Raw genomic sequence first — 21,995 nt, 5'->3', positions numbered from 1 at the left:
GCTCAGTACCCGGTCATTTCCAGATAGCCCTCGCCCGGATGGCTGCCGCGCGCCGTGACCGGGCCTTCCCAATAGGGCACCCGGGTTTCGTTCCAGGCCTTTGGCTGCAGCGCGGTGACGGTGATGTCGAGCCCGCGTGCGGGCAGGCGAACACGCCAGAGCGTCGGGATACTGTGCCCGGCAACCTCGGTTTCGGCCTCCGGGACCATCTCGACCGCGCCAGGGGTCAGCGGCGTGGGGGTGCCGTCGGGCGCGATCCAGGTGCCGGTGAGAAAGTCGTCGCGTGCGCCCCGCAGCCGGAAGGCCATCAGCTTGGCGCCGCCGTCGAGATGCAGCGACAGCCAGTCCCAGCCGGTCTGGTCGGCTGCGAGCGGCTGGCTCGACCATTCGCGGTCGAGCCAGGCCCGGCCGGTGACGCGGACTGTGCGGTCGGGGAAGATCAGGCGGCCCTCGGCGCGGTAGAAGGGCTGCGAATAGTAATGGCTGGCCTGCCCGTCGCGCGACTTGACCGAATAGCCGTGCGCGCCCTGCAGGACCAGCGGCCCGGTCGCGACGAGGTCGAGATCATAGGCAAAGCCCGTGCCACTGGCGCCGAGCCGGGCGGCCGATAGCGGATCGGCGCCGGGTCCGGCTGTGCTGAGCAGATGCCAGTCGTCGATCTCGGCGCGGAAGGGGGCAAGGGTCACCCCGGCCTGCCCGATGCCGCCCCGGGCCAGCCGCTCGGCGCTTTTATGGGTGTCGGCCGAGGTGACGGCGGCATGGCCCATCCAGGCGGTCCGGGTCTGCCAGCCGGTGCCGGGCTCGCCGGGCGCCAGCGCGCTGCGAAACAGCGTCCACTGGATGCCGTATTGCCTGCCGTCCTCGCCCTCGAGATTGGCGGTCACATACCACCATTCGATGCGGAACCCGGGATGGGCACCATGATCGCGGGGAAACTCGAACCGGGCGGCCGGGTCGGGCAGGGCATAGCCATCGGCCGCGCCGCCGAGCCCGGCAAAGCCCTGCGCCAGAGCGGGCAAGGGCAGGAACAGCGCGCAGATCAGGACCTTAACGTTCATCGGCGAATACCTTCAGCAGATGGACCGGGGCGAGGCGCGCGAGCTTCCAGGCGGGCCAGGCGGCGGCCAGCCCCGCCGCGATCAGCGCCAGCGCGCCGAGCCAGAGCCAGTCCTGCGGGAAGAGATGCATCGGCAGACGCCAGCCGAAGGCCTCGACATTGATCACCGCCAGCAGCACCCAGGCCAGAAGCAGCCCGACCGGCACCGCCAGCGCCATGGTCAGAAGCGCCAGGAGCACCGCGCGGAGCAGTTCCAGCCGGGCGAGGCGGCCGCGGGTCAGCCCCAGCGCCCAGACCGGGGCCAGCTGCGGCAGGCGCATGGTCGAGAGCGTCAGCAGGCTCATGAACATGGCAAAGCCCGCCACGCCCATGGTCAGCACGTTCAGCGCGGCGGTGACGGCGAAGGTGCGTTCGAACACAATCAGCGAGACCTGCTTGACCTCCTGTTGCGAGATCATGCTGTCGGGGGGCAGGCCGAAATCCTCCTCGATGGCGCTGCGGAGCGCGGGCACATTGGCCGGATCGGTGCGGATCGCATAGCGGCGGCGGTCGATCCCGGGATACAGCGCCAGCAGATCGGCGATGCCCAGGATCGCCTGGCCCCTGGTGTTGCCGTAATCGGCATAGACCCCGATCAGCGGCCGGATCGCGCCGCCCGGAAGCGTCACCGGATCGCCGAGGCGCAGACCTGCACGGCGCCAGAGCTGTTCATTGACGATGACGCCGTCGCCGCGCGCGAGGGCCTGCCATACCGAGGCGTCGCCAAGGATCATCGGCCAGTGATCGGGATAGGTGCGGTGATCGGCAACGCCGTAGACCTCGCCCGGACGGCCGAGCAGGGCGCCGTCGATCTTCCAGATCGGCAGCAGCGCGTCGCTGCGCGGGGTCAGCCATTCGGCCAGGCGCAGGGCCTCGTCCTCGGTCCGGGCGGTGACGTAAAGTTCCGATGGCAGGCGCTGGTCGAGCCAGGCGGTGAAGGCCAGCCGGAAGCTCGAGACCATGGTGCCGACGCCGATATTGGCCGAAAGCGCCAGCAGCAGCGCCATCAGCGCCAGCGACAGGCCCGGAAGCTGCTGGCGGGTATCGGCCCAGAACCATTGTGCGATGACGCCCTTCGAGAGCCGTTCGCCGAAAGCCAGCGCCACCGCCAGAGCGCCCGGAAGGGCCAGCGCCGCGGCCAGCAGAAGCGCCCCGAGCAGGACGAAACCGCCCACCAGCCCCTCGCCCCTGACGGCAGCTCCCAGCGCGATCAGCGCAAGCATCCCGGCAAGTCCGGTCTGCCAGGCGAGGGCGCGGGCCGAGGCGCGGCTCCAGGCGCGGGGCTGGGCGGGGGCGAGAACCGGCATCCGCGCCAGCCGCCAGAGGCTTTGCGCCGCCGCGATCCCCGCGCCCGCCAGTGCCATGGCCAGACCCGCGACGGCCCATTCGGGGCGCAGCGACAGGCTGCCCGAGACGCTTGCGCCGTAAAGGCCGCGCAGTGTCGCCGCCACATCGGGCAGGAGTGCTGCTGCGATGACATAGCCCAGCGCGATGCCCGCCAGCCCGGCGACCAGGGCAAAGCCCATCACCTCGGCCGCGAGCAGGCCCACCAGCGCCCGCAGCGGCAGGCCGAGGGCGCGGAGCGTGCGGAAGACCGGGCGGCGCTGCTCGAAGGCGAGGCCGATGGCGGAATGGACGATGAACAGCCCGACCGCGAAGGACAGGAAGCCGAAGGCGGTCAGGTTGAGATGAAAGCTGCCGGTCAGCGCGCCCATATCGGCCTGCTCGGCCGGGCTCTGGCGGATCAGCCCGGGTGCGACCTCGTCCAGCGGGCTCTGGCGCAAGGGCTGCTCGGGCGCAATCAGCAGGCGGCTGATCTTGCCCTCGGCCCGCACGAGGCGCTGGGCGGTGCCGATATCGACCAGCAGAAGGCCGGGCGCCATCCCCGGGGCCGCGGCCAGCGGCGGCAGGCCCCGGGCGCCGCCTTCCGTCAGCCCGGCCACGGTTTCGGGGGCGGCGAAGGCAAGGCCCTCGGCCGAGAGGAAGGCCCCCGAGCGGCTTTCATCGGCGACGGTTTCGGGCAGGCTGTCCGCAGGCAGGGTGAAGGGGTCGACCCCGAGGATACGGAGGGACCGGCCGCGCTCTGACCAGCGCCCTTCCAGCACCGGCGAGACCAGCCAGCCCGCGCGGCGCAGATCCGCAAACACCTGCTGGCCGATCGGCTGACCGTCGCGGGCGACGAGGCTGTCGAGCCGGTCCTGCGCCAGCACTGCCGCCGCGCGGTCATAGCTTTGCCGCGCCTCGGCATTGATCGCCTGCACCCCCGACCAGAGCGCGGTCGCCAGCGCGAGCCCGAGGAAGAGCCCGGCCAGTTGCAGCGGGTGGCGTCGCCAATGCGACAGAAGCGCGGTAATGGCGGTCCGGATCATGCCGCGAGCCGCCCGCCCGCAAGATGCGCGCGCCGTCCCAGCCGCGCGGCGAGCCGGGGCGAATGGGTGACCATCAGAAGCCCCGCACCCGCCTCGGTCACCAGTTCGAGCATCAGGTCCATGACCGCGTCGCCGGTGGCCGCGTCGAGATTGCCGGTGGGCTCGTCGGCCAGCAGCAGCGCGGGCCGGATCGCCAGCGCCCGGCCGATGGCCACGCGTTGCTGCTGGCCGCCCGAAAGCTGTTCTGGATAGCGCGACAGAAGCTCCGACAGACCCAGCCGGTCGGCCAGTGTCGCGACCCGATCCGGATCGTGGCGCCCCGCCAGCCGGGCCTGGAAGGCGAGATTGGCGGCCACGTCGAGCGAGGGGATCAGGTTGAACTGCTGGAAGACCAGCCCCACCGTCTCGCGCCTGAGCGCGGCGAGGCGGGGTTCGGAAGCGTCGGTCAGATCCTGCCCGTCAACGGCGATCCGGCCGCGATCGGCGCGGTCGAGCCCGGCGCAGAGATGCAGAAGCGTGCTTTTGCCGGACCCGGATTCGCCGGTCAGCGCGACCGTCTCGCCCCGGGCCAGCGCGAGATCGACACCGCACAGCACCTCGATCCGGGTTCCCCCGGTCTCGTAGGCCTTGCCGATGCCGGAAAGTGATAAGAGCATGGGCCGTCTCCCCCGTCTGCCGCGCCTATCTAGCGCGCCGGAGGGCCGGGCACAGCCCGCAGGGCCCGGACGAGGTGCCGCAGCAGGGGCTCAGCGAAATGCGGTTCCGGGTCGGATCCCGAGCTTTTTGAACAGCATCGCGGCGGGACAGAAGCCCGTGACCGAGGCCTGCATCAGGTTCAGCCCGACAAAGGCGGTCAGCAGGTACCAGAGGGGCGACAGCCAGCTGCCGAGGGCAAGCGACAGAAGGATCATCGCGCCCGCGAACATCATCACGGCGCGGTCGAGGGTCATGGCGGGTCTCCTTTCGGGGCAGGGGCTGTTCGGCCCGGATGGACCCAAGCTAGGGGCTGGCGCCCAATAATTCAAGAAATGGAATGTGAAAATTGCGGGGCCCGGATTGATTTTCGAGGCTGGCTCTGATAGGTATACCCCCTATATCTATCGAGGCGGATGAATGTCGCATCTTACCAAGGACAAGCCAAAGCTTCTGGCGCGGGTGCGCCGACTGAAAGGGCAGATCGAGGCGATCGAGCGGGCCATCGAGGCCGAGAAGGAATGCGGCGCGATTCTGCAGCTCGTGGCCTCTGTGCGCGGCGCCACTGCCGGGCTGACCCAGGAACTGATCGAGGATCACCTGCGCCATCACGTCATTCTGGTCGAGGACGAGACCGGCCGCGAACAGGGTGGCGCGGAGCTTGCCTCGGTCCTTCGCACCTATCTGAAATAGGCCGGATCATGCATGACCACGCCCCTTCCGAGAACTCGCACCATCATTCCCATGACGCGGAGGGCGGCGCGGCGCTCTGCCATCCGCGCGGCCCCGGCGGTCCCGACCATGTCTTTCTGGGCAGCGATCACGACCGCAATGCGCGGCGCACCTGGCTGGTGATCGCCATCACCGCGACGATGATGGTGATCGAGATCGCGGCGGGCACGGTATTCGGCTCGATGGCGCTGCTGGCCGATGGCTGGCACATGGCGACCCATGCCGCGGCGCTGTCCATTGCCGCATTGTCCTACATGTTCGCGCGTCGTCACGCCCATGACCCGCGCTTCACCTTCGGCACCGGCAAGCTGGGCGATCTGGCGGCCTTCGGCAGTGCGGTGGTGCTGGGCGTGGTCTCGCTGATGATCGGCTGGGAAAGCCTCGTTCGGCTGGTGCATCCGGTCGGCATCCATTTCGGCGAGGCGATCTTCGTCGCGGTCATCGGCCTTCTGGTCAATATCGGCAGCGCGGTGCTGCTGCATCAGGGGCCGCATGCGCACAGCCATGGGCATGGCCACGATCACCACCACGCCCACGACCACGCCCACGACCATGGGGCGCAGGCCGGGCATCACTCGCACGACCACCACCACGAGGTCGACCACAACCTGCGCGCGGCCTATCTGCATGTGCTGGCCGATGCGCTGACCTCGGTCCTTGCCATTGCCGCGCTGGTCGCGGGGCGGGCCTTCGGCTGGGTCTGGCTCGACCCGATCATCGGCATGCTGGGGGCGATCCTGATCGCGCGCTGGTCCTTCGGACTGATGCGCGATGCCGGCGGCGTGCTGGTCGATTTCGTGCCGCGTTCGGAGACGCTGCCGCAGAAGATCCGCGAGGCCATCGAGACCGACGGCGCCCGGGTGGTCGACCTGCATGTCTGGCAGCTCGGTCCCGGCCATCGCGGCGCCATCGTCGCGATCTCGGACGAGCATCCGCGCCCGGTGGCAGAATATCGCGGGCGGCTGGCGCATCTGGGCCGCCTCTCGCATGTCACGATCGAGGTCGAGGCGGTCTGAGCCGCCCCGTCTGGTTCCCGTTCAGAACGGGAAGAACAGCGGGATCACCCCGACCGCGAGCACGGCGAAGATGATGTTCAGCGGCAGGCCGACCTTCAGGAAATCGCGGAACCGGTAGCCGCCCGCGCCATAGACGAAGGTGTTGGTCTGATAGCCGATGGGCGTGGCGAAACTGGCCGAGGCCGCGAACATCACCGCCATGATGAAGGGGCGCGGATCGACCCCCAGCTGGGTTGCCAGCCCGATCACGATGGGACCGACCAGCACCGCCACCGCGTTGTTGCTGATCATCTCGGTCAGCGCGCTGGTCAGCACATAGACCGCCGCCAGGATCGCCAGCGGCCCGAACCCGCCCATGAGCCCAACCACCCAGTCGACGATCAGCTGTGCGGTGCCGGTCTCCTCCATGCCCTTGCTGAGCCCCAGCATGCCGAAGATCAGGAACAGGATCCGCCAGTCGATGGCGTTGAACGCCTCTTCGGGATCGACGCAGCGGGTCAGCATCACCGCAACCGCGCCGATCACCGCAAGCCCGGCAATGGGCATCACCTCCAGGGCGGCAAGCCCGACGACCGCCACCATCGTGGCGATGGCGATGGGCGCCCTGGATCGCCGCATCGGCCGTTCGGTGGGCGCCGATAGATTGATCACGCCGCCATCCTCGACCAGCCGGCGAAGCCCTTCGGGCGGGCCCTCCAGCAGCAGCGTGTCGGCGAATTGCAGGCGGATGTTGTCGGCCCGCTCCGACAGGTTGCGGTCCGCGCGATGCACGGCCATGACATAGACGCCATAGCGGCGGCGCAGCCGCAACTCGCTCAGCGGCCGGCCGCGCAGCATCGAATTCGGACCGATGCTGGCCTCGAGCGTCACGGTCTGGTCGGCGGTCACGGGCTCGACCCCCCGGTCCGAGAGGTCGCGGAACGCCACCTGGCCGTTTTCCTTCAGTCCGAGGATCTCGCCGGTGCCCGTTTTCAGGACCAGCCGGTCGCCGGGCTCCAGCACCAGCTTGTCGAGGCTGCGCCGCATCGAGACCTCGCCCCGGATCACGTCGAGGATACGGGTTTCGGCGGTGTTGAAGGGCAGGTCGTCGAGCCGCTTGCCGATATAGCGCGATCCGGCCGGGATCAGCAGCCGGGCAAGGAAGCGGCGCCTGGATTCGCGGCCCATCACATGCGCCAGGGATTGCCGGTCGGGCAGCAGGAAGCGTCCGGCGAGGGCCATGTAGGTCATGCCCACCACGGCGAAGATGAGCCCGGGCAGGGTCATTTCGAACATCGATATCGGCGGCTGGCCGGTCTCTTTCGCGACCCCGCTCATCAGGATGTTGGTCGAGGTGCCGACCAGGGTCAGCGTTCCGCCGAAGATCGCCGCGAAGGACAGCGGCATCAGCAGGCGAGAGGGCGCGACGCCCAGGCTGGCCGCGACCGAGATCATTACCGGCGTCAGCAGGATCACGACCGGGGTGTTGTTCATGAAGGCCGAGGCCAGCACCGTCACGATCATCATCAGGAACAGCGCGCGAAGATACGAGCCTCCGGCCCGCGCGGTCATGAAATCGCCAAGCGTGGCCAGCACGCCGGTGCGTTCAAGTGCTGCCGAGATGATGAACATCATCGCGATGGTGATCGGCGCGCTCGACCCGAACACGGTCAGGAAATCGCCGGTCTCGATGATCCCGGTGGCGAGCAATGCGGCCGAGGCCGCGAGCGCGGTCACTTCGGGCGGATATGTTTCCTTGACGAAACTGAGAAAGACAATGGCAAGCAGGGCAAGAACGACGATCTGGTCGAGCGACATCCGGACGGACCTTCCGATGGGCGCATTTATTCAGGTTAAATACGATAGGTTAGATCGGGTTTCTGTGGAAGCGGTTCCTTGGCGATGCGTCTGACCGGCGCGCGCAGGTCCGGGCGCGCTTTTGCCTCCCTGTCGTGACCTGACAGCCGGTCATGCACGAGGCTCTGTCGGGCCGGCAGCTCGAAGCCCGCGGCCGTTGCCCCGCGACGTCCGGCCGGGTGCCGGAGCGCCCTTCGGTATGGCGCCGGTCATCCGCTGTGCCCGGCGGGTCAGCCCGGACCGCCACCGCATGGGCAGCGGCGTGAGCTGCGTAAGATCCGGGGCAGAAGCCGGGTCATTCCGGGCGCACATCGCGTAGGCCCGGGCCTTGCCGGCATCGCGGGGCCCAGGGTCGCGGAGAAAGACCGGTGCTCCGGGCGAGAGCCGCAGCAGGGTTCGCTTCGGCATCAGTCCTGTCTGCGATGGGATATTGCCAGAAGCGCCACTTGCTCCGTCCGATTGCGCGCGGAAACGGGACGGCCGCCGAAAGAGGGGAAAAGGGCACCGACCCCGCTCTCGGGCTCGATACCGCGCGAAAACCCGAAGATCCGGCGGGACCCGCCCGACAGGCCGCCGATTTCGTCCCGCCATTTTAACCGGCCTCCTTACGCGCATGGCGCGCGGCGGCTCGGTCTGTTGGTGCTAATGTCCGGCGCTCTGGCTTTGGCCGGCGGCAGAGGGCGGCATGATCCAAAGGCTTTCCGGCGTCAGGATGAACGCGAAGAGGGCCAGATAGGCGAGCAGAAAGATGAACAACGCACCCGCGTTGCGCCGCCTCATCGTCACAAGCCCGCCGAAACCCAAGCGCCGAGTTGGCTGCATGGTGCGAATCCCCCATTGTGGCCCGTCAAGTCTACAGGGGATGTCGTGATAAATCCTCCTGTCCTTCGTGGTTTCCGAGAAGAGAATTCCCCGGCGGGTCAGCGCGCTGTCCGCCGGAGGCCACAAAAGCCTTGCCGCCAGCGCTGGAAGAGGCTCGCCGGCTACCGTTCAGGGTATTGAATTGATGGGGATTATTCCGCCTTTCAGAACAGGGGACCTGCGGAGGGCAGAAGATTCCTTCGCTTGATCGGCGCCGGTTTCGCCCGTATTCGTGACAAATGATCACCCAGAAGACAAAATATGCCCTGAAGGCTCTGATCGCGCTTGCGGAAGAGGCTGCCGGGGCGGGTGAGGCGCTGACCATCGAACAGATCTCGCAGCGCTCGGGCGCGCCCAAGCGGTTTCTGGAACATATCCTGCTCGATCTCAAGCGTACGGGCTATCTCGGATCGCGCCGGGGCCGGTCGGGCGGGTATCTGCTGATCAAGGAACCGCGCCAGGTCTCGATCGGCGAGTTGCTGCGCGAGGTCGACGGGCCGATCGCGCCGCTACCTTGCCTCTCGCGTCGGGCCTATCAGCCCTGCGACGATTGCGAGGACGAGGAAAGCTGCCGGATCCGCAGGCTGTTCGGACAGGTCTTCTACGCCTATCTGCTGCTGATCGAGTCGCTGACGCTGGCCGATCTTCTGGAAAGCCCCGACCGGATCGAACGGCTGGCGGCGGATGTCGCCCTGCCGCCCGTCTGAGGGCGCGGCCCGGCCCCTCCGCCGATCCGGCCCCCTGTGGCCCCCTGCGACATGCTTACGACCGGGATCCAGCCCGGGCGTCCCCGATCATGGGCGGAAGCTCCGGGCGGGGCGCCGGCCGGCCGATCCCGGTTCCGGCCGGACACAGGTCCCGACAGGGCGCTGGCCTCGCCCGGCGTCACCCCGTCCCGGGCGCCACAGAGCGCGCGAGCGCCTTGCAGGCATGGGCGCCGATATAGCCCGCCCCGCCCGTCACCAGAACATGCGCCATCGCCCTATTCCGCCGCCTCCGGCCGGGCGAACCGGGCGCGCAGGTAGTCCTCGAACTCACCCTTCAGCTCGGGCCGCGCCAGCGCGAAGGATACCGTCGCCTGCAGGAACCCGGCCTTCGAGCCGCAATCGAAGCGCTGCCCCGTGAAGCGGTAGCCATACACCCCCTGCCCGTCGATCTCCTCTGCAATGGCGTCGGTCAGCTGCAGCTCTCCCCCGGCCCCGAACCGCTCGTGGCGCAGGTTCTGGTCGAGATTGTGCAGCACCTTCGGCGTCAGGATATAGCGCCCGATCACCGCCAGGTTCGAGGGCGCCTCCTCGAGGCTCGGCTTCTCGACCATCCCCTTGACCAGCACCCTGTCGCCCATGTCCCGCGCGACATCGAGAATGCCATAGGCCGAGGCCTTCTCGGGCGGCACTTCCATCGCCGCCACCATGTTCGCGCCGGTCTCGCGATAGGCCTCGGTCATCTGCTGCAGGCAGGGCGTCTCGGCCGCGATCACGTCATCGGGCAGGATCACCGCGAAGGGCTCGTTGCCGATCAGCCGCCGCGCACACCACACGGCATGGCCCAGCCCCATCGCCATCTTCTGGCGGATATAGGCGATCGCGCCGCTTTCCATGTCGGTGCTGCGCAGGATCTCCAGCAGGTCGTCCTTGCCCCTCGAGCGCAGCGAGTCCTCCAGATGCGGGGCGTGGTCGAAATAATCCTCGAGCGCGCTTTTGCCGCGCGACGTCACGAAGATGAAATCGGTGATCCCGGCCGCCCGCGCCTCATCGATCGCGTATTGGATCAGCGGACGGTCCACCAGCGTCATGATCTCCTTCGGAATCGATTTCGTCGCGGGAAGAAAACGCGTCCCAAGACCCGCCACGGGAAAAACCGCCTTCGTTACTTGCCGGTTCTGCATTCGAAATGTTCCTTTTTCACAAGATGACAGACAACGGGCGGGGCCGGAGGCCTATCCGCCGAGGAAAGATAACTGGCCCGGCATGAGGGCCGTGATGCCGATACTGACCGGGGCCGGAACGGGATCTGATCTGGGGGCATGTCAACGGGCCAGTGCAAGCGGGCTCCCGTCCAGGGGTTTCAGGGCCGATCCGGATCGGGCGTCGACACTGTGCCCGAGGCGGCCATCTCCGCGACGGGCCCGATGGCGCGCCCGGCCTCGTTGCGGGGATCGTAGATGGAAAACCGCCGCCATTCCAGTGCCTGCAGGTGACTGAGCCGCGTATCGGCAAGGCACAGCCGCCGGACCCGGCCCGACAGGCCAGATCCGGAGAACGTCGCCGGGCGGCCGCGATCGGGAAAGCGCCGGGGCAGGGATGCGGCGGCGGCATCGTCTCCGGCCATCGGCCGGGCCCTGCCGTTCACCTGCGGATGACCAGACGTCCGTCACGAGATCAGCCGGTCGCCCAGGCGAAACCCGAAAGCCGGGATCCCGGGACCGGCAGGGTCATGGGCGGTGCGCCTCGCCGGGGCCGCGTCGTGACTGCGGCGGTCAGCACGCGGGCGGGGCCGGGGATCGCAAGGCGACCGGCGGTGGGGGAAAGAACAGTGCCCGACCGGGCTCGACCCTCGGCAGAGCGGCGCGCCGGGGATAGCAGTCCCAGGACTGTTTTCCCGCGCGCCGCTCCGGTTGCCGTGCCTTCCGCGCGCGGAAGGCTCACAGCAGGAAATCGGTGGCCGCGAGGCTGTGCAGCCCGTCGAGACGGATCTCGAGATCGACAGCCCCGTTGCCGGTGATATCGGCCAGGATCACCGTCATGCCGGGCAGCGAGGTCAGATCCACCCGCAACTCGCCCGCGGTGCCGCTGAATGCCGCCGTGCCGATGAAATCGAAATCCTGGTCTCCGGCCAGCCCCGAATTCGCGTCGATCCCCGAAAGGTCGAGCAGGTCCTCTCCCGTCGTGAAATCGGTGATGTGGTCGGTATTGCTGCCTTTGCTGTGGCTTGCTTCATTGAACTCGAAGATGTCGGCTCCGGCCATGCCGGTCAGGATGTCGCCGCCCGCGCCCCCGATGATCACATCGGCCCCGGCGCTGCCGATGATGGTGTCGCGGCCCGATCCGCCGTCGATGCTTTCGATCCCGCTCAGGGTGGTCGCGGAGAGGTCCAGCAGGTTGTGCCCGGCAGAGCCCTGCAGCACGACGCCGGCATGCCCGCCGGCATCGACGATCTCGACGCCGACAAGCCCGCCGAGGCCGATGGTGACATTATCGGCCGTGGCGAGGAGGCTGTCGGTGCCCGTGCCGCCATCGACCATGTCATAGCCGTTCGCCCCGGCGCCATAGAGGAAGGTGTCGTTGCCGGCCCCGCCGTTCAGGGTGTCGTCCCAGGCCCCGCCGATGAGAATGTCGTTGCCCGTGCCCGCGTCGATCTTGTCATTGCCATAGCCGCCCTCGAGCCGGTCATTGCCGGCCCCGCCTTCGATCGTGTCGTTGCCGCCGCCGCCGGTGATGGTGTCGGCGCCGCTGCCGCCCAGAAGGGTGTCGGCGCCGGAGCCGCCCGCGAAGGTGCAGGCCTGCGTCGCGATGCTGCCGTCGATCCGGTCATGGCCGCCGGAGCCGGTCACGGTGAAGATGTCGAGGTCGAGATTGCAGGAGATGGTACTGCTGTCGCTCAGCGTCGCCGTGCTTTCATTTGCCGCGAGATCGAAATGGACCGATGTTGCCGTACGGCCCCTTTCATCCGTCTCGGAATAGTCGAGGATCAGATGATCGGTGCCGTCGGTCTCGGCGATATAGGCCGAGGCGATGCCGAGCCGGATGGTATCGTTGCCGTCGGCAAGCGTGATATCGGCGTATTCGATGCCCCGGATGCCCCCGCCCTGGCTGATGTCGAGATCGTAGTCGATGGGGTAATACGGCGCCGCTATGACCAGAGTGTCATTCCCTGTGCCGCCGTCTATGTCGTCTTGCCCAAGCTCTGTGTAGATATAGTCATCGCCGGGGCCGCCATCGAGCAAGGGGGCGCCTTCGCCGGCGATCAGCGTGTCATTGCCGGCCCCGCCATGCAGCTCGCCATCGCTGTCGCCCGAGTCGAGATAGTCGTCGCCATCGTCGCCCCAGAGTTCCGAGTCCGAATAGAGATATCCGTAAAGGCTGTCATTTCCGTTGCCGCCATGCAGGATATCGTAATCGGAACAACTGTGGATCTGGTCGTGCCCGTCACCGCCATAAAGGATCGATGGCTCGTAACCGCCCCAGATCGTGTCGTTCCCGGCCCCGCCGTCGACCGTCCCTCCGTCGGATTCCGAGATATCAATCAGGTCATTGCCAGCAGAGCCCATGATGTCGAATTCGTTGAAGCCGTAGATGCCGTAGCTTTCGCTGCTGGAATCGCTGAGATGGACGGTCCCGCCATAGACGTCGAGATTGACGGAAAGCGCCGTCCGGCTGCTGGGATCGGTTCCGGAATAGTCGAGATGAAGGCAGCCGTCCCCGTCGATATCGGTCAGCAGAAAGCCCGCAAGGACATCGTTCCCGCGGGCCGAGAGGACGGCGCCGGTCGGCTCGAAACCACTCCAGGTGGTGACGCCGGTTCCGGTGGCGAGGTCGATGCTCTGGCTGCTGTCCGGTACCGAAACGAGATAGGACGTGTCGCTGCCCGTGCCGCCCAAGCCCGTACCACCCATGCCCGTGCCGTCGCTCCGGGCCAGGGTCTTGTCATTGCCTGCGCCGCCAAGCAGCGTGTCGTTGCCGTCTTCGCCGGTGATCGCGTCATTGCCCGCGCTTCCGATCACCATTGCCTGTTCGACATTCGCGATGCTCAGGCTGACCGAATTGTGGCTCGGGGACCGGGCCGCGCCCGGCAGAGTGCCGCTCAGTCTGCCGGGAGTGGAGGTGGCATCTGTCGCGACGGTATCGAAGCCGCCCGGCGCATCAAAGGTATGCGCATTGCCGGACGGCAGGATTGTTTTTTGGTCGTTCCCATTCGTGAACATCGGATGACCCCCATAAACCTGAAATGCGCGCCATCAAAAATGACGTGGTCCCCGCACGGCAAATTTTCCGGAGCGCGCAAAAAGACGGCTGGAAAGAAAGGCGACTCGTTGATAAATACTTTTTTAATTTAATTTAATTAAGCGCCTTTTGCAGATGCAAGTCAATATGCGGCGTGTGGCCGGAGATATGAGGGCCGATTTCGCTTTGTCTGTTAATCTTCATGAACAATTTAATTGTTCTTACGCTTTTGAAAAACGGACAATCGGACATGCAGATGAACGGGCGCGCGCAGGGCGGCGGGAGGTCGTTTGGAGATGCGGTCTCGCGCGAGGGCAGGATGCGTTGCGGCGCCGCTGCGCTCAGGCCCCGAAGGCCGGTGCATAGACCAGTCGGTCCAGAGGCGGCGGGCCGCTCGGATCCGGTTCGTAAATGGCGGTCACGTCGAGAGGGTAGGGCGAGACCAGATTGGCGGCACGGCCCACGGAAAAGCCGAAGCGCGTGTAATAGCCGGGGTCGCCCAGTGCCACCACCGGCCCTTCGACCACTTCGAGCGCGGCATGGATCAGACGTCCGCCGAGGCCCAGCCCCTGCGATCCCGGCGCCACCGCGACCGGCGCCAGCGCGTACCAGCCGCGCGGCGCGACCATATGGACCAGCGCCAGATAGGCCCGGATCTCTTCCTTGTCATTGGCCAGCAGCCATTCGCGCGCCATGGCCTTCTGCGCCCGCAGCGTCTCGACCAGGCGGGATTCGTCGGCGCGGCCGAATGCAGCATCGAGCAGCCGGGAAATGGGGCCGTAATCGGAGGCGGTCGCTGGGCGGATGGTCATGGGGCGAGCCTAGCAAATTCGGGCGGAGAGGGAAGGGGCCGGGCTGTCGCGGATGCTGGTGCAGCGGGCATCGCGGGCGCCTGGCGCAAGAAAGAGAAAGGGGCCGCCGCAGCGACCCCTTCCCGATATTCGCAAGGGCAGATTACATCATGCCGCCCATGCCGCCCATGTCGGGCATGCCGCCGCCGGCGGAAGCGCCTTTCGGCTCGGGCTTGTCGGCCACCATCGCCTCGGTGGTGATCAGCAGGCCCGCGACCGAGGCCGCGTCTTCCAGAGCGGTCCGGGTCACCTTGGCCGGGTCGATCACGCCGAACTTGAACATGTCGCCATATTCTTCGGTCTGGGCGTTGAAGCCGAAATGGGTGTCGCCGCTTTCGCGGATCTTGCCCGCAACGACGGCACCGTCGACACCGGCGTTTTCGGCGATCTGACGCAGCGGGGCCTCGAGCGCGCGGCGCACGATGGCGATACCGGCATTCTGGTCGCTGTTGTCGCCGGTCAGGCCGTCAAGCACCTTGGCGCCTTGCACCAGGGCCACGCCGCCGCCGACGATCACGCCTTCCTGCACCGCGGCGCGGGTCGCGTTCAGGGCGTCGTCGACGCGGTCCTTGCGCTCTTTCACCTCGACTTCGGTCATGCCGCCGACGCGGATGACGGCAACGCCGCCGGCCAGCTTGGCAACACGTTCCTGCAGTTTTTCGCGGTCATAGTCCGAGGAGGTTTCCTCGATGTTCTGACGGATCTGCGAAACGCGGGCTTCGATCTCGGCCTTGTCGCCATGGCCGTCGATGATGGTGGTCTCGTCCTTGGTGATAGTGACCTTCTTGGCCTGGCCAAGCATGTCCATCGTGACGTTCTCGAGCTTCATGCCGAGATCTTCCGAGATCACCTGGCCACCGGTCAGGATCGCGATGTCCTGCAGCATGGCCTTGCGGCGGTCGCCGAAGCCGGGGGCTTTCACGGCAGCGATCTTAAGGCCGCCGCGCAGCTTGTTGACGACGAGGGTCGCCAGCGCTTCACCTTCGACATCCTCGGCGATGATCAGCAGCGGCTTTTGCGATTGGATGACCGATTCCAGCAGCGGAACCATCGGCTGCAGCGACGAGAGTTTCTTCTCGTGCAGCAGGATCATGCAGTCGTCCAGCTCGGCGACCATCTTGTCGGGGTTGGTCACGAAGTAGGGCGAGAGGTAGCCGCGGTCGAACTGCATCCCTTCGACGACTTCGACTTCGGTTTCCATGCCCTTGTTTTCTTCGACGGTGATCACGCCGTCATTGCCGACCTTCTGCATCGCATCGGCGATGAAGCGGCCGATATTGGCTTCGCCGTTGGCCGAGATGGTGCCGACCTGGGCGACTTCGTCGGAATCGTTGACGGGACGGGCAGCGGCCTTGATCGCCTCGACGACCTTGGCGGTGGCCATGTCGATGCCGCGCTTCAGATCCATCGGGTTCATGCCCGCGGCCACGGCCTTGGTGCCTTCCTTGACGATGGCCTGAGCCAGCACGGTCGCGGTGGTGGTGCCGTCGCCGGCCTCGTCATTGGTGCGGGAAGCGACTTCCTTCACCATCTGCGCGCCCATGTTCTCGAACTTGTCTTCCAGCTCGATTTCCTTGGCGACGGTCACGCCGTCCTTGGTGATCCGGGGCGCCCCGAAGGATTTCTCGATCACCACGTTGCGGCCTTTCGGGCCCAGGGTGACCTTGACCGCATCGGCGAGGATGTTCACGCCTTTCAGCATGCGGTTGCGCGCATCGGTATCGAACTTGACGTCCTTGGCAGCCATATCGCTTGCTCCTGGTTATCTGGTTGTTTCTAAGGGCGAACCGCTCAGGCGATGATGCCGAGGATGTCGCTTTCCTTCATGATCAGCAGCTCTTCGCCCTCGATCGTCACTTCCGTGCCCGACCATTTGCCGAAGAGAACGCGGTCGCCGGCCTTGACCGCCATTTCGATCAGCTCGCCCGAATCCTTGCGGGCGCCTTCGCCACAGGCGATCACTTCGCCTTCCGCCGGTTTTTCCTTGGCGCTGTCGGGGATGATCAGGCCGCCCTTGGTCTTCTCATCGCTTTCGACGCGGCGAACGAGAACCCGGTCGTGCAAAGGTTTGAATGCCATGTTCGAACGCTCCTTGGTTCTGGGTGCCGAGGTTTTATCACTCGCACCCGGTGAGTGCTAATGAGGCGGAGATAGGAAAGCCGCGACTGGCTGTCAAGCATCGGCCCGGCGAAAAAATTGCGAAAAAAACGCCTGCCCGAGGCCGCTTGGCACCTGCGCGGAGATACCGCGAACGGGCAGCGAACCGGGCACGAACAAAGTCCGAACGCTTCCTTGGCGCCACGACGCCAGGATGGCAGAGGCTCGGCGCGGGAAGGCGCCGTCCGCTCATGCTGCAGCGCAGAAAGAGTGTGCGGGCCCGGGTGACAACTGCGCGCGCCGCTTCTATAAGGGCGCCGACCTCAGACATCCGCAAATTGGGCACATGACATGACGATCAAGGTTATCGGCCACAAGGCCCCCGACACCGACTCCACCGGCTCGCCGCTGATCTGGGCCTGGTACCTTTCCGAAATCAAGGGCATGGCTGCCGAGGCCAAGCTGCTGGGCACGCCCAATACCGAAGCCCGGTTCGTTCTGGAGCGCTGGGGCTTCGAGCAGCCCGAGATCATCGCCGATGTCGCCCCGGGCGAGGATGTGGTGATCGTCGATACCAACAACGTCGCCGAGCTGCCCTCGAGGATCAACGAGGCCAACGTGCTCGCGATCATCGACCACCACCTGCTGCAGGGTGGGCTGAAGACCCGCTCGCCGATCGAGATCACCGTGCGCCCCGTCGCCTGCACCGCCACCATCATGTTCGATCTGATGGGCGAGGACGCGGCGAAGATGCCAGACAATATCAAGGGCGCGATGCTGTCCTGCATCCTGTCCGACACGCTGGAATTCCGCTCGCCGACGACGACGCCTGCCGATACCGCCGTCGCCGGACGGCTCGCCGCCGAGCTCGACATCTCGATCCCGGACTATGCTGCCGAGATGTTCGCGGCCAAATCCGACGTCTCGGCCTTCTCGGATGCCGAACTGCTGCGGATGGATTCCAAGCAATACGAGGTCGCGGGCAAGAAATTCCGCGTCTCGGTGCTGGAAACCACCTCGCCCAAGACCGTGCTCGACCGCAAGGACAGCCTGATGCAGGCGATGACCGGCGTGGCCGAAGAGGATGGCGCCGATCAGGTTCTGCTCTTCGTCGTCGATATTCTCCGGCAGGAGGCCACGCTTCTGGTGCCGAACGATCTGGTCAGGGCGGTGGCCGAGAAGAGCTTTGCCGCCACTGTCGCGGGCGACACCGTGGTGCTGCCGGGCATCGTCAGCCGCAAGAAGCAGATCATCCCGAATCTGCAACTCTGACCGCTGATACGAGTTTCGGAGGCGCCGCATCCGGCGCCTCCCTGCTTTCAAGGAAATGCGCCCATGACACCGATCATCGAGAGCCTCGACGAGGTCTCCTCCCGCTACAAGGCTCTCTTCGTCGATCTCTGGGGCTGCCTGCATAACGGGCGCGAGCCCTTCGCCGAGGCCGTCGCAGCGCTTCAGCGCTACCGTGCCCAGGGCGGCAAGGTGGTGCTGCTGACCAATGCGCCGCGCCACCGCAAAGCGGTCGAGGGCCAGCTCGAGGAGATCGGCGTCGCCCGCGACAGCTGGGACACCATCGCCACCTCTGGCGACAGTGCCCGGGCCGCGCTGTTCCGCGGCATTGTCGGCAAGCGGGTCTATTTCATCGGCATCGATTTCGACCTGACCTTCTTCGACCCGATCGGCATCGTCCGCGACCCGGTCGAGATCGAGCGGGTCCCGTTGGAAGAGGCCGAGGGCATCGTCTGCACCGGCCCGTTCGATTCGCATGCCGATCCGGACGTGCTGCGCCCGCAACTGCTGTATGCCAAGCAGAAGGGGCTCAAGCTGCTTTGCGCCAACCCCGATCTGGTGGTCGACCGGGGCGAGACCCGCGAATGGTGCGCAGGCGCCATCGCCGAGCTTTATACCAGGATGGGCGGCGAGAGCCTCTATTTCGGCAAGCCCCAGCCGCCGATCTACGATCTGGCCCGGCAACGGCTGGCCGAATTCGCCAATGTGTCCGATTCCGAGATCCTGTGCATCGGCGATGGCATCCGTACCGACATCGCGGGTGCCATCGGCGAGGATCTCGATTCGCTCTTCATCTCGGGCGGGCTCGCCGCGGCCGAGACCGAGACCCGGCACCAGCCTGACCCCGAACGGCTTGACGCCTTCCTGAAACAGCACATGGCCAGCCCGACCTACGCCATCGGCTTCCTGCGCTGATCCCGGTCCCGTTCGCTCGGGTCCTTGTGCCCGGCCCTGTCCGGGGCGCGCAAGAGCTTGCGCGCCCTGGCCTTTTCCTGACATGGCCCTTGCCTTGCCCGGCATTCCGGCCCAGCATGCCCCTGCAGGTCGGGCCTTGGCCGGGTGAAATGATGGAACTCCCGGCGCAAGAAAGTTGCTTTCTGGTTCCGCTTTGTGGCGAAAAATTACCCTCCCGCATTGCGGCAGGGTGATATCTTCGCTATGCTGCGGTGCAACATGATCCACCGGGGGCCGGGAATGCTCGACAACATGCCACGCGGAACGATTTGTATCGAGGAACTCGAGATCGGTATGTGCCGCCATCTGCGCAAGCAGGTGACCGACCGCGATATCGAGATGTTTGCCGAGGTCTCGACCGACTGCAACCCGGTGCATCTGGACGACGATTACGCGATGGAGACGATCTTCGAGGGCCGGATCGCCCATGGCATGCTGACCGCCAGTCTGATCTCGGCGGTGATCGGCGAACAGCTTCCGGGCCATGGCACGATCTATCTGGGCCAGACCCTGAAATTCATGGCGCCCGTGCGTCCCGGCGACATGGTGCTGGCCGAGGTCGAGGTCAAGAGCATCGACCATGCGCGCCGTCGGGTGACGCTGGATTGTCGCTGCCTGGTCGACGGCAAGCCGGTTCTGAAGGGCGAGGCCGTGGTGCTGGCGCCCAGCAAGAAATTCGATTGACGCGGCCCGGCCTCCGGTGCAATCGGGGGCCATGCAGACCTTTGCCTCCTGGACCGGAAACGCCACGGGCGACCGCGGCGCCGCGGTCGCTATCGGCAATTTCGACGGCGTTCATCTCGGCCACCGGGTGGTGATCGAGGCGGCCCGGACCGAGGCAGAGCGCCTGGGCGTGCCGCTGGGCATCCTGACCTTCGAGCCGCATCCGCGCGAGTTCTTCGCCCCCGACGCGCCCCCGTTCCGGCTGATGAATGCCGAGGCCCGTGCCAACCGGCTGGCCAAGCTGGGGGTCGATCACCTGTACGAACTGCCCTTCGACGCGCGTCTCGCGGGGCTCTCGCCCGAAGCCTTCGCGCAGCAGGTCATCGTCGACGGTCTGGGGCTGTCCCATGTCGTCGTCGGCGCGGATTTCTGCTTTGGCAAGGGGCGCGCCGGCACCGTCGCGGACCTGACGCGGTTCGGCGCCGGGATGGGGTTCGGCGTCACCGCCGTGCCGCTTCTGTCGAACCATGTGGGCGAGGTCTCCTCGACCTCGATCCGCCACGCGCTGAGCGAGGGACGCCCGGGCGATGCCGCCGCGATGCTGGGCCACTGGCACCGGATCGAAGGCGAGGTGCTGCATGGCGATGCGCGCGGCCGAGATCTGGGCTTCCCGACGGCAAACATGTCGATCCGGGGCCTGCACCGGCCCCGCTTCGGCGTCTATGCGGTCAGGGTCGACGTGCTCTCGGGGCCGCATCAGGGCTGTTATGACGGCGCCGCCTCGATCGGGATCCGACCGATGTTCGGCGAGAATGTCCCGAATTGCGAAAGCTATCTCTTCGATTTCGAGGGCGATCTCTACGGCACCCACCTGTCGGTCGCGCTGGTCGAATTCCTGCGCGACGAGGCCAAATTCGACAGCCTGAATGCGCTGGTCGCGCAGATGGATGCCGATTGCAGCCGGGCCCGGGCGATCCTGACCGGTGATCGTCCCTTGCCCTTCGCGCGGGACTGAGCCGGTGGCGCGCCGGCCCCGCAAGACCGATCCGCAAAAGCTGCGCCCGCGATTCTGGGAGCGCGTGGCGCTGAAGGAGATGACGCCCGCCGAATGGGAGGCGCTCTGCGACGGCTGCGGCAAATGCTGTCTGAACAAGCTCGAGGATGCCGATACCGGCGAGGTCGTCTTCACCCGCATCGCCTGCCGCTTGCTGGATGACAGCACCTGCCGCTGCGCCAATTACGCGATCCGCAAGAGCATCGTGCCCGAATGCGTGGTGCTGTCGCCGAAGACGCTGGGCGAGGTCGTCTACTGGATGCCCGCGAGCTGTGCCTATCGGCGGCTCTGGGAGGGGCGCGGGCTGGCCGACTGGCATCCTCTGGTCTCGGGCGATCCCGAAAGCGTGCACGAGGCCGGGAAGTCGGTTCAGGGCTGGACCATTCCCGAATTCGATGTTCCGCTCGAGGACTGGGAAGATCACCTCATCGAAGAGGAGCTGTAACAGCCATGCATTTTGCCTCGGATAACACGTCGCCGGTGCCGCCGCAGATCCTGGATGCCCTGATCGGGGCCAATCACGGCTATGCCATGTCCTATGGCAGTGACGCGATCATGGCCGATGTCCGCGCGATGATCCGCGAGACCTTCGAGGCGCCCGAGGCCGAGGTCTATCTGGTCGCGACCGGCTCTGCCGCCAATGCGCTGTCGCTGGCGCTGCTTTGTCCGTCCTGGGCCACGGTCTTCTGCCATCGCAACGCGCATATCGAGGAAGACGAATGCGGCGCGCCGGAATTCTATACCGGCGGTGCCAAGCTGACGCTGGTCGAGGGCGCCGATGCGAAGCTGACCCCCGAGGCGCTGCACGGGGCCATCGCCCATGCCGCCCGGGCGGGTGTGCACAATGTCCAGCGCGGCGCGGTCTCGCTCACCAATGCGACCGAGCTCGGCACGGTCTATTCCGCCGCCGAGGTCGCCGCCCTGACTGCGGTCGCGGCAGAATACGACCTGCCGGTCCACATGGACGGGGCGCGCTTTGCCAATGCGCTGGTCTCGACCGGCGCCAGCCCGGCCGAGATGACCTGGAAAGCGGGCATCGACGTCCTGTCCTTCGGTGGCACCAAGAATGGCTGCATGGGGGTCGAGGCGGTGGTGCTGTTCGATCCGGCCCATGCCTGGGAATTCGAGCTCCGGCGCAAGCGGGGCGGGCATCTCTTCTCGAAGCACCGCTATCTGTCGGCGCAGATGGCCGCCTATCTCAAGGACGGGCTCTGGCTGAAGCTGGCGGCGCGGGCCAATGATGCGGCTGCCCGGCTGTCGGAGGGGCTTGCCGCGCTTGACCGCGCGACGCTGCTGCACCCGACCGAGGCCAATGCCGTCTTCGCCGCCTTCCCGCGTGAGGCACATCGCCGCGCCCATGCGGCCGGGGCGCAGTATTACTTCTGGCCGATGGACCATTCGCTGGACGGCCCGGGCGATGTCCCCCTGCCGGCGCGGCTGGTCTGTTCTTGGTGCACGACCGACGAAGAGGTCGACGCGCTTCTGGCCATCGTCCGGGGCGACTGAGCCGCGCGCGCCCCGGTTTGAGGTCTGATCCGGG

The 21,995-nt window shown here is 66.6% G+C and carries 22 protein-coding genes; 9 read left to right on the top strand and 13 right to left on the bottom strand.

What is annotated here, in order from left to right; translation table 11 throughout:
* Positions 1-2: 2 nt before the first annotated feature.
* The 4 genes from ACK8CO_RS06870 to ACK8CO_RS06855 form a co-directional block, all read right to left on the bottom strand.
* Positions 3-1,058, bottom strand: coding sequence for a lipocalin-like domain-containing protein (locus ACK8CO_RS06870; RefSeq protein WP_414898636.1), 1,056 nt, complete (start codon positions 1,056-1,058; stop codon positions 3-5).
* The gene (locus ACK8CO_RS06865; protein WP_414898635.1) at positions 1,048-3,465 is read right to left on the bottom strand and encodes an FtsX-like permease family protein; all 2,418 of its coding nucleotides are present in this window, start codon (positions 3,463-3,465) and stop codon (positions 1,048-1,050) included. Before ACK8CO_RS06865 ends, ACK8CO_RS06870 begins: the two co-directional genes overlap by 11 nt.
* On the bottom strand, positions 3,462-4,121 hold the full coding sequence (locus ACK8CO_RS06860; RefSeq protein ID WP_414898634.1) for an ABC transporter ATP-binding protein: 660 nt from the start codon (positions 4,119-4,121) through the stop codon (positions 3,462-3,464). The genes ACK8CO_RS06865 and ACK8CO_RS06860 overlap by 4 nt, the downstream gene beginning before the upstream one ends.
* 90 nt (positions 4,122-4,211) lie before the next feature.
* Complete coding sequence (locus tag ACK8CO_RS06855) at positions 4,212-4,415, bottom strand: DUF2892 domain-containing protein (protein ID WP_414898633.1); 204 nt, start codon at positions 4,413-4,415, stop codon at positions 4,212-4,214.
* Positions 4,416-4,578: 163 nt separating this feature from the next.
* On the opposite strand from ACK8CO_RS06855, the gene ACK8CO_RS06850 reads away from it, so the two are divergent.
* Positions 4,579-4,851 (top strand): metal/formaldehyde-sensitive transcriptional repressor, encoded by a 273-nt coding sequence (locus ACK8CO_RS06850; RefSeq protein ID WP_080615188.1) that lies wholly within the window; start codon positions 4,579-4,581, stop codon positions 4,849-4,851.
* Between the two features lie 8 nt (positions 4,852-4,859).
* On the top strand, positions 4,860-5,906 hold the full coding sequence (gene dmeF, locus ACK8CO_RS06845; protein ID WP_414898632.1) for a CDF family Co(II)/Ni(II) efflux transporter DmeF: 1,047 nt from the start codon (positions 4,860-4,862) through the stop codon (positions 5,904-5,906).
* A 21-nt stretch (positions 5,907-5,927) separates the two neighbouring features.
* On the opposite strand, the gene ACK8CO_RS06840 is transcribed toward dmeF, so the two are convergent.
* Together ACK8CO_RS06840 and ACK8CO_RS06835 are read right to left on the bottom strand one after the other, a co-directional pair.
* On the bottom strand, positions 5,928-7,703 hold the full coding sequence (locus ACK8CO_RS06840; RefSeq protein WP_414898631.1) for an SLC13 family permease: 1,776 nt from the start codon (positions 7,701-7,703) through the stop codon (positions 5,928-5,930).
* 681 nt (positions 7,704-8,384) lie between these two features.
* Positions 8,385-8,564: a hypothetical protein gene (locus ACK8CO_RS06835; RefSeq protein ID WP_414898630.1), complete on the bottom strand. Its 180-nt coding sequence runs from the start codon at positions 8,562-8,564 to the stop codon at positions 8,385-8,387.
* Between the two features lie 278 nt (positions 8,565-8,842).
* On the opposite strand from ACK8CO_RS06835, the gene ACK8CO_RS06830 reads away from it, so the two are divergent.
* On the top strand, positions 8,843-9,310 hold the full coding sequence (locus ACK8CO_RS06830) for an RrF2 family transcriptional regulator (protein ID WP_414898629.1): 468 nt from the start codon (positions 8,843-8,845) through the stop codon (positions 9,308-9,310).
* A gap of 178 nt (positions 9,311-9,488) precedes the next feature.
* Here the strand turns inward: ACK8CO_RS06830 and ACK8CO_RS06825 are convergent, their stop codons facing one another.
* From ACK8CO_RS06825 to groES, 7 genes are all read right to left on the bottom strand, one after another.
* Positions 9,489-9,581, bottom strand: coding sequence for an NAD-dependent epimerase/dehydratase family protein (locus ACK8CO_RS06825; RefSeq protein WP_369822805.1), 93 nt, complete (start codon positions 9,579-9,581; stop codon positions 9,489-9,491).
* A gap of 4 nt (positions 9,582-9,585) precedes the next feature.
* Positions 9,586-10,491, bottom strand: a complete 906-nt coding sequence (gene galU, locus ACK8CO_RS06820; protein ID WP_080615192.1) for a UTP--glucose-1-phosphate uridylyltransferase GalU — start codon at positions 10,489-10,491, stop codon at positions 9,586-9,588.
* Between the two features lie 179 nt (positions 10,492-10,670).
* Positions 10,671-10,934, bottom strand: coding sequence for a hypothetical protein (locus tag ACK8CO_RS06815; protein ID WP_414898628.1), 264 nt, complete (start codon positions 10,932-10,934; stop codon positions 10,671-10,673).
* Positions 10,935-11,247: 313 nt separating this feature from the next.
* Positions 11,248-13,527 carry a calcium-binding protein gene (locus tag ACK8CO_RS06810; protein WP_414898627.1) on the bottom strand — a complete coding sequence of 760 codons (2,280 nt, stop codon included), beginning with the start codon at positions 13,525-13,527 and terminating at the stop codon, positions 11,248-11,250.
* A gap of 360 nt (positions 13,528-13,887) precedes the next feature.
* The gene (locus tag ACK8CO_RS06805; RefSeq protein WP_414898626.1) at positions 13,888-14,358 is read right to left on the bottom strand and encodes a GNAT family N-acetyltransferase; all 471 of its coding nucleotides are present in this window, start codon (positions 14,356-14,358) and stop codon (positions 13,888-13,890) included.
* Between the two features lie 142 nt (positions 14,359-14,500).
* The gene (groL, locus tag ACK8CO_RS06800) at positions 14,501-16,144 is read right to left on the bottom strand and encodes a chaperonin GroEL (RefSeq protein WP_080615196.1); all 1,644 of its coding nucleotides are present in this window, start codon (positions 16,142-16,144) and stop codon (positions 14,501-14,503) included.
* Between the two features lie 44 nt (positions 16,145-16,188).
* On the bottom strand, positions 16,189-16,476 hold the full coding sequence (gene groES, locus ACK8CO_RS06795) for a co-chaperone GroES (protein ID WP_042459131.1): 288 nt from the start codon (positions 16,474-16,476) through the stop codon (positions 16,189-16,191).
* 369 nt (positions 16,477-16,845) lie between these two features.
* Between groES and ACK8CO_RS06790 the strand changes: the two genes are divergently transcribed.
* From ACK8CO_RS06790 to ACK8CO_RS06765, 6 genes are all read left to right on the top strand, one after another.
* Positions 16,846-17,766 carry a manganese-dependent inorganic pyrophosphatase gene (locus ACK8CO_RS06790; RefSeq protein ID WP_414898625.1) on the top strand — a complete coding sequence of 307 codons (921 nt, stop codon included), beginning with the start codon at positions 16,846-16,848 and terminating at the stop codon, positions 17,764-17,766.
* 63 nt (positions 17,767-17,829) lie between these two features.
* Entirely contained in the window at positions 17,830-18,699 is an 870-nt protein-coding gene (locus ACK8CO_RS06785; protein ID WP_414898624.1) for a TIGR01459 family HAD-type hydrolase, read from the top strand.
* Between the two features lie 279 nt (positions 18,700-18,978).
* The gene (locus ACK8CO_RS06780; RefSeq protein ID WP_080615199.1) at positions 18,979-19,422 is read left to right on the top strand and encodes a MaoC family dehydratase; all 444 of its coding nucleotides are present in this window, start codon (positions 18,979-18,981) and stop codon (positions 19,420-19,422) included.
* Between the two features lie 31 nt (positions 19,423-19,453).
* Positions 19,454-20,416 carry a bifunctional riboflavin kinase/FAD synthetase gene (locus tag ACK8CO_RS06775; RefSeq protein ID WP_414898623.1) on the top strand — a complete coding sequence of 321 codons (963 nt, stop codon included), beginning with the start codon at positions 19,454-19,456 and terminating at the stop codon, positions 20,414-20,416.
* A 4-nt stretch (positions 20,417-20,420) separates the two neighbouring features.
* The gene (locus ACK8CO_RS06770; RefSeq protein WP_414898622.1) at positions 20,421-20,900 is read left to right on the top strand and encodes a YcgN family cysteine cluster protein; all 480 of its coding nucleotides are present in this window, start codon (positions 20,421-20,423) and stop codon (positions 20,898-20,900) included.
* Positions 20,901-20,905: 5 nt separating this feature from the next.
* Positions 20,906-21,961, top strand: a complete 1,056-nt coding sequence (locus tag ACK8CO_RS06765) for a threonine aldolase family protein (RefSeq protein ID WP_414898621.1) — start codon at positions 20,906-20,908, stop codon at positions 21,959-21,961.
* Positions 21,962-21,995: the final 34 nt, after the last annotated feature.

This window comes from Rhodovulum sp. HP10 (assembly GCF_047553435.1).
Classification (GTDB): Bacteria; Pseudomonadota; Alphaproteobacteria; order Rhodobacterales; family Rhodobacteraceae; genus Rhodovulum.
The sequence above is the reverse complement of the archived record's forward strand: the minus strand, read 5'-3'. Positions and strand labels throughout refer to the sequence as shown.